The organism is Staphylococcus sp. GDY8P196P, from assembly GCF_017891705.1.
GTDB lineage: Bacteria > Bacillota > Bacilli > Staphylococcales > Staphylococcaceae > Staphylococcus > Staphylococcus ureilyticus.
This window is the reverse complement of sequence record NZ_JAESJS010000003.1, coordinates 217,784-230,067: the sequence shown is the minus strand read 5'-3', so window position 1 is coordinate 230,067 and position 12,284 is coordinate 217,784. Positions and strand designations below refer to the sequence as shown.

Below are 12,284 nucleotides of genomic sequence, written 5' to 3'. Positions count from 1 at the left end.
ATCATAACAACAATCAACAAGTATCAGACTTGGAATACATTTTAGTTTTTATCATAATGACTTATCTTTTATAAATGAACAAGATTCACGTATGATTAGTTTTGTATTTAGTTCAATCGAAGAGACATTTTCCCCTTGAATTAGATGATTGATCATTTCGCCTGCGACACGACCTATCTCTTTTGTAGGTTGTGAAATGACAGATAATTTTGGAGTATAAATTTCATTCCAGTAACTATCATCAAAACCAATGATAATCATATCTTGAGAAATTTTTTTGCCTCTTTCTTTTATTGCTTGTAAAGCACCTAATAACAATAAATGATTAGTTGCCACAACAGCTTGAACCTGTTTGTTAATTAATGATTTAGTCGCATGATACCCACTGTCAATTTGTGCATCCGTACCCAATTGCTGATTGCTATAATAAATGAGTTGCTCATCTAACTTAATATTATTTTTTTTCAACGCTTGTTCATATCCAGATTTCCGTTCTGACGTTGTGCTTATATCAGGATTCGCTAACAGTAACCCTATATTTTTACAGGTACTATCAATAATTCTCTGAGTTGCATCAAACGCTGCTTTCTTGTTATCCACGCTTATAGAAGGTAAATATGTACCATCTACTTTCCTATCTATAGTCAAGATAGGTGTTTGGCTCCACTCTTTCTTAAATTTTAATTTAGACTTCACTGGAACTAATATAATAGCGCTTACATTTTGCGCGATAAATGTTTCTATCAACGCTTGTTGTCTTAACTCGTTTTCCTCAGACGACACAACAGCTACATGCAATTGATGTTTTTGACATTCGTTGTTTAATTCTGTCAGTATCTCAGTAAAAAAAGGATTTTGATCAGGTACAATAAAAACAATTAAATTAGACTGCCCTGTTTTTAAACTTCTTGCAAATTGATTCGGTTCATAATGCAATTTATCAATTGCATCTAATACTTTCTGCCTCGTCTTTTTACCTAATTCAGTACTTTTGTTATTCAATACATTGGAAACGGTCGCAATTGATACCCCAGCAACTTTTGCTACATCATGAAGTGTAGGTTTATTTTTTTCCATGCCACTCACCTTAAACGTTTAAGTTATTTGCTTCGACTTATTCATGTCAGCTAGATTCATTATATATATTCACCACAATAAATGCAAGCGCTATCATAAATATTGAGATTTTTTCATTTTCAAGTAAATTAAATAGAAACCTATCATTTTATTACTTCAAAAGGCATTTTATTTTCCAAAATAGTGATTTTTCTATCTATACTCATATCCAAAATACGAATTATTAATTCTTAATATCATTTTAACAAACTTTATTTGTAACCTAACTATTTTGTCTGTGTCGGTTGTACAATAACGTTAATCATTTAATTGTGAGTGTAACAAAATAAAGTAAAGGTGATCTTTGTGATAAGCTCTCTATCAATAAAAAATCATTATATGACTGAGTTGGCAAGATGCATAAATGAAATTATTATTTTAATTCCTATAAATAAATCATGTAAAATAAATTTAAATGGATCGATGATAACTATTGATCACGCTTGTATAATCAATAATGCAGACCTTTATCAATATATCGATATTGATAATTTAATAGAACTTAAGATTCCATTACCTTTATTTATAGAAAAAGATAAATCCATCGCTAATGCTTTGTTTGATATCAAACAAATTAAATATATAGAGCAATTTCGAAACTTAGTTTTGCAAAAATTACAGAATCATATTCAAAATAGAAAATGTATGCATCTTTATATATCTAATATTATTGAGTTTTTACTTAAAGAAGCAAAAGTTGATTTAGACGATCAATATCTACCTATTTTGTATACTAAACACCCTCTGGTTCAACGTTTGACTCAATACATACATAAACACATCAATGAACCTTTAACTACAAAACAAGTATCTAATGCTTTTTATATATCACAATCATATATATCTATTTTATTTTCCAAAATATTAAATATGAACTTCAAACAATATACAAGTTCTCTTAAAATTGCATTATCTTTATTTGATTTATTAGAGAAAGAACAAAGCATTTACGACGTCGCATTAAAATATAGTTTCACTAATGTTAGTACATATTCTAAAAATTTCAAATTCTATATAAAGATGCCGCCAAAATTCTATATTCATCAATTCAGAAAAAATGATTTAAATTCACTATACCAAGTTTCGTTAAGCACTCCCAACTTAAGCAAGACTATCAACAAATTATATAATTTTTCTCATAATCAACATATTTCGTCTAATCAAATCGTCTTGAATAAACTGAAGTATACTCAGAAATTTAATATGACACGTACTTTTATCACGTTTAATGATTTACATAAGTTAATCTCATTTAATCAATCTACTTTTTCAATTAATATGCTATCGCTAATTTCAAAACCAAATTTAATTTTACTTCACACTAATTTCGATGATTTAAACAAATTAGACCATCACAATGTATTTGCAGCAATCAAACAATTGCTTATCAAAGGTTTTGAAATAACTTTGAAAGTTGATAATCCATCCTTTTCACAATCAATTGATTACCAAATTATAAAACTATTGACTTCATTAACGCTGCTTAATGAACATATTTCAAATGTTAGTTTACTTATTGAAACAAACCATAAAACATTTAAAAATGACCAAAGATTAATTGATAACTTTAAACAACAGTTCCCCACTATAAAATGTGCGGTTAATGTTGGACATATCTTGGAAAACAGTGGAAACTTTTCAAGATTTCAAAAAAATATTAGTTCATTAAATGCTGATTTTTATTTCATTGATACAGATTGGTATTTACTAAAAAACATTATATCAAGAAACTGGTTCAACGCTGATAATGCTTTTGATACCCATCAGACCATTATGTTATTTTTAAACCAATTACATCCAACTATTGCCAAAAAAGTGGTTTTTAATAATCTCACACATTCCAATTTAAAACATTATTATAAAGATATGTCCATTTCGCCACATATCTTACTGATGCATTTGCTAATTGATTTTCAAACATTAATTGGTGGCTTTGCATTTCCATATTTTTCTGAAGATGATGAACAATTTATGCTGATTAATCATAATTGTAGTACCATGCCAATCGTTCACGTTTTCAGTTTATTAAAACCTTTTTTAAATTTGCATATTGCTAAATTCCCTTATGGTTTAATTGGTAAATCTAAACATCATTTTCACATGCTATTATTTAATAGTTTAAACTATTCAACACCAACATCTGACCTAATTGCAAATATTGTTCATAATTACATCACTGATTTTCCAGTTTACACACGAGTGCTTAACGAAAATCATGGTATCATTTCACATTTGATTCCCAATAACCTGGACTTAAGCGCTATTGATTCCAAAATTCTCGAACAAATCAACAAGGCTAATACTCCACTTTCTAAGTTAACGATGCATAGTTATCATAATTTACTAACTATTACAGTTACAAAATCAGAAATAAAATATATCATGTTTCCGATTAATTCTTGATTTATCAAAAATACATTAAAAACATGACAAACGAGATAGATATCAATAATATCTATCTCGTTTAATTATTTACATCTTGTATTTTTCAAATGATATTAAAAAATGATTGTAAACATTCAATTGTATCGTTGTTAATTTCATATTGCTTTTTTACTTTTCCTTTTTCTAAATGAAGCACTTCATCTGCACAAGCGAGTAACATTTCATAATCATGAGTTATAACTAATACTGTGTGTCCTTCATTTGCCAATTGGTTAATAATTGTACTCATTTCCCGCATATGGTGACCATCTAAACCGCTAGAAGGTTCATCAAAAATCAATATATCCCTTTTCGTTTCTACTGCACTAGCAATAGCTAAACGCTGCTTCTCACCTCCAGACAGTGACAAAGGATGTCTGTCTAGATGTTCAGAAATACTATAGTTTTGCAAACACCGCTTAATTGTCTCATCATTTAAAGTTGGATTACTTAACCTCAGTTCTTCTTCCACACTTTCAGCAAATAATTGATTGTTAACATCTTGAAATACCAAATAAGCTTCTGCAAGACTTTGTTGTGGTGTTACCCACTTTTCTCCAGTATTAATAGTCCCTTTAAATTTTTTCTCGACTCCAGTTAGACAGCGCGCAAATGTTGATTTACCTGAACCATTATGGCCAATAATCGCTGTCACTTTTCCCTTACTGATACTGATATCATCTATATCTAAAGCTAATTTTTGCCTTCTCTTATATCTAAAATAGTAATTTTGTAAACTTAAGTAACCCACTTTATTATTCACTTTAGTTTTTACTTGCAATTGTTCTAAATGAATAGCTCTTAATCCTAGCTTTGCTAATTGTTTATTTGATAACTTATTAAATTGTTCATTTTCATAAATTGCACTTATTTTTCCGTCATCCATTATCATAAAACGGTCAGCTATTTTAGTTAAATAGTGTAATCGATGTTCAGCAATAATAATTGTTTTACCTTCCGCTTTCCAAGTTTCGATCATTTGTTGTAACTTTAACATTGTATTAAAATCTAAATTTGACGATGGCTCGTCCAAAATAGTCAATTCGTGACCATATACTTGAATAGCACTGCAAGCTAGCAATTGCTTTTCACCGCCAGACAAATTAAATATATCCCTATCTAAAAGGTGTTTAAAATTAAACTGTTCAGCGGTTTCTTTGATTCGTGTCATAATCCGACTAGCTGATACACCATAATTTTCAAGTTCAAATGCCAGTTCACTTGTCGTATTCAAACAAAAAAATTGTGATCTTGGATTTTGGAAAACTGAACCACTTTGCTGTGTTAACTCATAAACATCTTGTTGCTGTGCATCTTTATGATTTATTAAAATTTGACCTTCTATCTGTCCTTTATAAAAATTAGGAATAATACCATTTAGCAATCTTGTTAAAGTTGTTTTTCCACAACCTGAAGTTCCTGTTAAACAAATAACCTCACCATCATCAATAGTAAGGTTAATATTATTTAATATTTTACTTTTGCTTTCATCGTATTTAAAAGATACGTCTTTAAATTGAATCATATCCTACCCTCACATTACATAATAAATGATACAAAGGAACAGTATTAACACTAACAACAACCAATCTAACCAACGTATTTTAAGCGAAATGATTGATGTACGTCTATGCGTTAAATTCAACCCACGTGTAATTGAAGCAATAGTTAATTCGTTACCAATTTTCACAACACTGTTTAGTAATGGAACAACTCGATATTCAACATATTGTATTGGATGTATAAAAGCAATTTTCAAAGATATACCTCTCATCTTCATAGCATCCTTTATAGCAGCCGATTCTTCTCTAATTGTCGGTAAAAACCTAAACATAACGGCAATTGGAATCGTGATTTTTCTAGACAATTTCATTCGTTCTAAACCTGTTATTAGCACTTCAATTTGTGTGGTTTTAAATATATAATAGCCCATTGCGAGGGATGGTAAAAAACGTGTTATGATGCCTGCCGGTACAAAAATTAACAATGTAGCAACTTGGTTACCATCAATCGTTACAAACGCTTCTCCATACCACGCCATCACAGTTAATATCAAGATGACTAGCCCTATAGTATATTTTTTAATACATAATAATAATAATGCTGGCACAAGTATGATTACTGCCCTTAAATACACTTCAACACCTGTAACGCCGCCTGTTAATGCAACGAGTGATATCATCAAGATAAGCGCAATTTTAATTCTAGGATCTAAATTTAGTAAGTGGCTTTGTGGGATCGTTTGACTATACATGTTAAATCATACCTGTACGTTTGAAATGTTTTTTTAAAATTAATTTTGCTATATAAACGCCGATCCATGCACCAATGATTGTAGTAATAATAATAACTGGTATCATTTCTACAGAAAATAAAGTGGCGACCGTTTGCTCATATTCAATACCGTATTTATCTTGAATAAAGGATAAATATGAATTTCTCATAAAGTAAAATGGTATAAATGAACCAATGGGCCAAAAGGAAAAGAGAATGTACCCTAAACAATTGTGTTTCCAACTTTTATAACGTTTCATAGCCATTAAGCCATCAGCTAGTAATATCACAGGAATACTAAATACCAACGCAATCCATGGATGTCCCATAATAGCTAAAATAAGACTTACAATCGTTCCGCATATTGTCAATGCACCAAATTTTTGAACTTTTGATATTAGTAATATAATAGGTATGCCACCTACTAAACCAACCATTGCCGGAAGCAATAACATGAATATAGGTATAATACCTAAAATGCCAGGAGGTGCTATAAAAATAAAATATATAGCCGTAAAGAGTCCTATATTTATTAAATCTTTAACTTCTATCTTACTATTATTCATCTAAAACTCCCTCTTTACATATAACGATAAATATTATTAATACAAGTAAACATAACTATGCTATAACATTAGTGTAGACTCAAGATACTATAATTGAAAACAATTATCAATTACATCGAATTGTATCGCTCATATCATTTATATTATAAACGAAAAACTTCTCAAAACCTAACTATCCATTTCATCGTTTTATATATTTCATCTTCCCTATGTTTTGCTCAATTATCAATACATCATTTCTATAAAATTTTAATAAATGCATATTTTGTCTTCATACAACGCATTACGCAAGATTATATGTGTCATATTACAAATTTTAAGTGTTATTCAACTTTAAATTTTCAGAATATATTTACAATTCCGAATTTTCTTAGTATATTCATACGTATCACCATCTCATTATATTTAAGAATATTAATGAAATTATATAAAACATATTTAATAACACCTCACTCTTTAAAAAACGGGATATGAAGTTAAAGGTGCGAATTGAATTTGTATAACTTTTAAACCAATTTATATTGAGTAATACATGGGAGGAATGATATTTATGGACAGAATGGAAAAAGCCACTCAATTAATCAATGAAGATAGTCAGTATTTTGCTAAACCAGGACGAATAAAATATTATCCATTAGCTATTTCTCATGGTTATGGTGCAACACTTGTTGATATGGACGGCAATACATATATCGATTTACTTGCTAGTGCTAGCTCACAAAATGTAGGGCATGCACCCCAACCAGTGTCAGATGCTATTAAATCACAAGTAGATAAATTCATACACTATACGCCTGCTTATATGTATCATGAGCCTTTAGTTAAACTTGCTAAGAAACTCTGTGAAATCGCACCAGGAAACTACGAAAAACGTGTTCTTTTCGGACTTTCTGGTTCAGATGCAAATGACGGTATCGTAAAACTTGCAAGAGCATATACAGGAAGACCTTATATCATCAGTTTCGTGAATGCTTACCACGGATCTACTTATGGGTCATTATCGATGTCCGCAATAAGCCTAAACATGAGAAAAAAATATGGTCCAATGTTGCCAGGCTTTTATCATATTCCATTCCCTGATAGCTACAGAGGCATGTTTGGTAGTCCAAACGCTAACACCGTTGATGAATACCTCGCGCCACTTAAAGAAATGTTTGAAAAGTATGTACCTGCTGATGAAGTAGCTTGTATCGTTATTGAAACAATACAAGGTGACGGGGGATTATTAGAGCCAATAGATGGCTACTTTGAAGCTTTACAAGATTTATGCAAGACACATGGCATTTTATTAGCAGTGGATGATATCCAACAAGGTCTTGGTCGAACTGGCGAATGGAGTTCAGTTTCACATTATCATATTGAACCGGATTTGATTACCTTTGGAAAATCATTAGCAGGTGGACTACCTATGTCTGCAATTATAGGACGTGCTGAAATCATGGACACATTAGAAGCGCCAGCACATTTGTTTACAACAGGAGCTAACCCAGTAAGCTGTGAAGCGGCCTTGGCTACAATTGGTATGATTGAGGATGAGCATTTACTTCAAGCGAGTACAGAAAAAGGTGAATATGTACGCAAACGCATGGATACGTGGATCGAACGATTCGAAGCAGTTGGGGACGTCAGAGGCAAAGGATTGTCGATAGGTATTGATATCGTTGCTGATAAAGATAGTAAAACACGTGATGCGGAAGCGGCATTAAAAGTTTGTAATCGCTGTTTTGATAATGGCGTTGTGATTATTGCAGTAGCTGGAAACGTACTCCGTTTCCAACCTCCATTAGTCATAACGTATAACCAACTTGATACGGCATTAAATGTCTTAGAATCTGCAATTGAAGATTTAGCATCTGGAAAATTAGATAATTACGACATTGCTGGTCAAGGTTGGTAAAATTGGGGGAATCAATGATGCAACAACAAATTAAACTCACAAATATTATAAAACTTAGCGGTGCTTACATCGCTTATCTCATAGGATCTGGTTTTGCAACAGGACAAGAAGTGATGCAATTTTTTGCTTCCTTTGGCATGTATGGTATATTCGGAGCTTTAGTTAGCGCATTATTGTTCTGTTTACTTGGTTCAACTTTAATGATGAAGGGATTTGATCTTCAATTAAAACAACCTGGCAAAATATTTAAGTATTATTGTGGCAATATCATTGGAACAATGATTGAATACTTTACAATTATTTTTATTTTTAGCATTGTTGTCATCATGATTGCTGGTACAGGAGCTGTAGTTTCAGAGCAATTCCATCTTCCCAATCTAGTTGGTGTACTAGGTATGGGCATTATTGCAATGATTACAGTGATTTTAGGTTTAAAAAAATTGGTTGATATTATTGGTACTGTAGGTCCGATTATCGTCATCTTAACAATAGGTATTTGTCTAATTGTCTTTTTCTCAAATATCGGTAATTTATCTAATATGCTCTATTTACCAGAAAGCGCTAAAAATTTACAACCAACAACACATTGGTGGCAAGCTGGCGGTTTATTTTTCTGTTATAACATCTTAGCAGGAAGTATTTTCTTTTCACAGCTTGGTCAACAATCTAATAGTAGAAAAGAAGCAGGCATTACAGGTATTGTTGGTGGCTCTGTGTTGATGTTAACTGTGGTTGTAATGATTATTGCACTATTAGTGCATTCTGATCATGTATTTGAATTAGAGGTTCCTGTACTTTATTTAGGTAATACGATTGCGCCATTGATAGCATTTATATTTTCAGTATGTATTTTATTAGGCATTTATTCTACAACTGCACCAATGTATTGGTTAGTTAAAAATGAATTTATGAAAATTTTTCCAGCAAAACTTAGCGTGCCTGTTACAGTTGTGTTAGGTGTTATTTTTATTATTTGTGGTACTTTACCTTTTGGAGAATTAGTTTCCATTATATACCCATTTGTAGGTTACATAGGTGCAATTGTTGTAGTTATTATCTTTGCGCGTACGTTATATAATAATTTCTCAAATAAGCACAGTACATGAATGATAGAAATTAAAACTCAATAAAAAAGTCCAAGACATCATTTGATGCCTTGGACTTTTTTTATACATTTTTTTAAAAAATCTACCTGTTACCCACATCATGACCGATTTCTACTGTTTTATCATTTTTATTATATAGTGCAGCTTGTACACTACCAAAGTTAGGGTCATTACGTTTTTCTTCAATTTCAAATCCTAAACTTTTGAAAATGTCTATATCTTGCTGATCTGTGGCATTTTCGTAAAAGATTTTTCCTCCATCGTTATAAAAACGTGGTTTATCAATAGAATCTTGTAGTGTGCCATCGCTACGTAAGTAATCAATAATAACCTCATTGAGCGTAGTCGGAATTTTGTTACCACCTGGCGTTCCTATACCCATGTAATAATCAGGTCCAACTACGATGCTCGGTGAAGTAAATGAGCGTGGTTGCTTATGCTTAGCACCATAGTTTGGACTAGATGGATTAGAAGAGAAGTTACTTAATGAATTATTCATATAGAATCCTTCTTTTACATACTCCCCTGAACCAAAGAAGCTTGCTAACGTATTCGTTGTACTTGTCAACTGTCCATCTTTATCAACAACCACAAAGTGTGTTGTGCTCGTATTATCGATGTTATTTGTATTGAAATTACTTTCAAAATTAATTTCATTTAATCTACCTAACAGGTAATCTTGAGAAAGATATTCATCATAGTCTTCATCTTGTCCATTTACAATATCCCTATTTCGGTACATCAAGTCTCTAGATTTTAAAATACCAGTGATATAATCCAAACGATCACCTTGAGCTGCTTGATTATTAGTAGCTTCATCAATTTCTAAACCTTGTAGCATCAGTGATCCTCCTAAAGGATTAGATGCAGCATAAACTTTATTATTTAAATAGTCTGTACTTACTGGCTCTTTTTTCTCTGTTTTATAACTTTGGAAATCTTTTTCTGTCAGTTTGTCATCCGTTTGCTTAGTGATACTTTTACCAACTTTATCGTAGAAATAATTAGGCCCGTTATCTCTAATCCCTTTTAATGTTTTAGCTAAAGCTGGTTGCTTAATGACATCACCTTCTCTTTTGGTTTGCTCTCCTTCAAAGAAAGGTGAATCTCTATCTACATCTGAACCATATAGTTTCAAACTTCTTTCTAATTCTGAATCAACTTCAAAGCCTTCTTCAGCTAAAGGAATAACATAGTTCATGATTTTCTTTCTATCCATTTTTCCTGCCTCTTTATGAGCGTCTTCAAGACCTCGAACGAAACCTGGAACACCAATTTTATCTTTTTGCTTGTAATTAAAAGAAGAAATATCTTTATACTGCCATTGTTTTGGTGCAACATTTTCTTGACCATCGTAAGCCAGCATCGCACCTCCGCCGCCTAGGCCAGAAGAGTGTGGTTCAGTGACAGCAAGGGCATATGACACTCCGATTGACGCGTCAACTGCGTTACCACCATCTTTCAATATTTTTTCTCCAACACGTGTAGCAATCGGATTATTTGAAGCTACACCGTAATTTTTATCCGATATGTCTTGTTGATGATCCGCAATTTTATTTTCATATAAATCATCTTTATCATAATTATCCTTTTTTGTAATCATATAAAATGCAAAGGATATGATAATAGTAAGGAGTAATATTACGATGAGCGTTTTTTTATTATAAATACTCATAGCTAAGCTCCTTTAGATAAATATTGATGGTGTGAAGATTTAAGTTCATTTTGTTCATAACGGTCTAAACCTTCGTTCGCTCTAGCGAATACAATTAGTAAGAATATTATCAACACAACTGCAATTATTGTAATACTTACCCAATGATCTTTAATGTTCATACGTATAACCTCCATTCTCTTTTTTAAGATTTATATTGTCACCTTTAATATTATTTAATAATTTTGTTTCTTCAATTTTGTTAGGTGTAGATTTAGTCAATTTACCGCCCACTGATTTGATAGGCGTAATCATGAATTTAGAATTTTTACCGTTCCAATTCTGTTGTACAGCTAAACCTTGTTTATTTTTTGATAAAAAACCTTCTGAAGTTACATTACCTAAACTATAAAAAATGCTGGCATCTTTATAATTTTCAATTTCCTGAACAACTGTGTTATGTCCGACGATGACATCAGCACCTGCATCTACGAGTGAGTGTGCATACTGTTTTTGCCTTGTTGTTACTGACCTTTCATCGGTTATACCCCAGTCCACATTAACGACTACATAATCATTTTTTTCTTTCAATTTTTTTATTAATGGAACATAAATATTAGGTTCCAAGCTGATGGATGTAGTGTTTTTTAAAGGATCTGTGTAATCAGACTCAACGTCTGTAAAGGAAACATTAGCTACTTTTTTACCTTTTACTGTTTGTTGTACTGTTTTACTGTTGATAGGATTAGAACCATTACCAGTTAAAAAATTATATCCATTTTGTGCCTCAACAGCTTTACTAAAATCTCTTGCTGTAATGTTATCAGTAACTTGATTTATAATATTTAAACTTTTAATATTTAAGCTTTTTAAAAACATTACATTTTCTAAATTTTTATTAATATTTGTTTTTCTATCATCTGAAAACTTGGTTAAATTCAAGCTTGCTGTAGAATAATCACTATCTTTTAACATGTTTTCGACAGCACTAAAAGTATCATTAATATTGTTTTTTCTTGTATGATTGTTTAATTCCACATTACCTAGATATGTTAGCTTAATTTCATCTTTTCCTTTATTCATAGCTTTAACAGGTTCAAAATCCTGTTGCTTTAATACAAATACTAACAAAATGATCGCTATAATTAATATCAAGCCGGTATATATGGAATTCCTTCTTTTATGGCGCTTTGTCCACTTCAAAACACGCTCATCGATAGAAAATCGTTTAGATTGCTTCATATATC

At 31.4% G+C, this 12,284-nt stretch carries 10 protein-coding genes; 3 read left to right on the top strand and 7 right to left on the bottom strand.

What is annotated here, in order from left to right:
• Nucleotides 1-51: 51 nt before the first annotated feature.
• Nucleotides 52-1,077, bottom strand: a complete 1,026-nt coding sequence (locus KA814_RS01085; protein ID WP_064209263.1) for a LacI family DNA-binding transcriptional regulator — start codon at nt 1,075-1,077, stop codon at nt 52-54.
• A gap of 462 nt (nt 1,078-1,539) precedes the next feature.
• On the opposite strand from KA814_RS01085, the gene KA814_RS01080 reads away from it, so the two are divergent.
• Complete coding sequence (locus KA814_RS01080; RefSeq protein WP_157947919.1) at nt 1,540-3,519, top strand: helix-turn-helix domain-containing protein; 1,980 nt, start codon at nt 1,540-1,542, stop codon at nt 3,517-3,519.
• Between the two features lie 85 nt (nt 3,520-3,604).
• On the opposite strand, the gene KA814_RS01075 is transcribed toward KA814_RS01080, so the two are convergent.
• Genes KA814_RS01075 through KA814_RS01065 form a run of 3 tightly spaced genes read right to left on the bottom strand, consistent with a single transcriptional unit; the run spans nt 3,605 to nt 6,380 of the window.
• Nucleotides 3,605-5,065 (bottom strand): ABC transporter ATP-binding protein, encoded by a 1,461-nt coding sequence (locus tag KA814_RS01075; protein WP_064209261.1) that lies wholly within the window; start codon nt 5,063-5,065, stop codon nt 3,605-3,607.
• 9 nt (nt 5,066-5,074) lie between these two features.
• A complete protein-coding gene (locus KA814_RS01070; RefSeq protein ID WP_046206766.1) occupies nt 5,075-5,794 on the bottom strand; it encodes an energy-coupling factor transporter transmembrane component T in 720 nt (239 codons plus the stop codon).
• A gap of 1 nt (nt 5,795) precedes the next feature.
• Nucleotides 5,796-6,380: an MptD family putative ECF transporter S component gene (locus KA814_RS01065; RefSeq protein WP_210122645.1), complete on the bottom strand. Its 585-nt coding sequence runs from the start codon at nt 6,378-6,380 to the stop codon at nt 5,796-5,798.
• Nucleotides 6,381-6,939: 559 nt separating this feature from the next.
• Here KA814_RS01065 and KA814_RS01060 point away from each other — a divergent pair.
• Nucleotides 6,940-8,277 carry an aspartate aminotransferase family protein gene (locus tag KA814_RS01060; RefSeq protein ID WP_064209400.1) on the top strand — a complete coding sequence of 446 codons (1,338 nt, stop codon included), beginning with the start codon at nt 6,940-6,942 and terminating at the stop codon, nt 8,275-8,277.
• Between the two features lie 17 nt (nt 8,278-8,294).
• The gene (locus KA814_RS01055) at nt 8,295-9,383 is read left to right on the top strand and encodes a YkvI family membrane protein (RefSeq protein ID WP_064209260.1); all 1,089 of its coding nucleotides are present in this window, start codon (nt 8,295-8,297) and stop codon (nt 9,381-9,383) included.
• 82 nt (nt 9,384-9,465) lie between these two features.
• Here the strand turns inward: KA814_RS01055 and KA814_RS01050 are convergent, their stop codons facing one another.
• From KA814_RS01050 to KA814_RS01040, 3 genes are read right to left on the bottom strand one after another with little or no spacing between them, the layout of a single operon-like run.
• Nucleotides 9,466-11,058 (bottom strand): gamma-glutamyltransferase, encoded by a 1,593-nt coding sequence (locus KA814_RS01050; protein WP_046206763.1) that lies wholly within the window; start codon nt 11,056-11,058, stop codon nt 9,466-9,468.
• Nucleotides 11,059-11,060: 2 nt separating this feature from the next.
• The gene (locus KA814_RS01045; RefSeq protein ID WP_019470031.1) at nt 11,061-11,219 is read right to left on the bottom strand and encodes a hypothetical protein; all 159 of its coding nucleotides are present in this window, start codon (nt 11,217-11,219) and stop codon (nt 11,061-11,063) included.
• Nucleotides 11,209-12,279, bottom strand: coding sequence for a CapA family protein (locus KA814_RS01040; protein ID WP_064209259.1), 1,071 nt, complete (start codon nt 12,277-12,279; stop codon nt 11,209-11,211). Before KA814_RS01040 ends, KA814_RS01045 begins: the two co-directional genes overlap by 11 nt.
• Nucleotides 12,280-12,284: the final 5 nt, after the last annotated feature.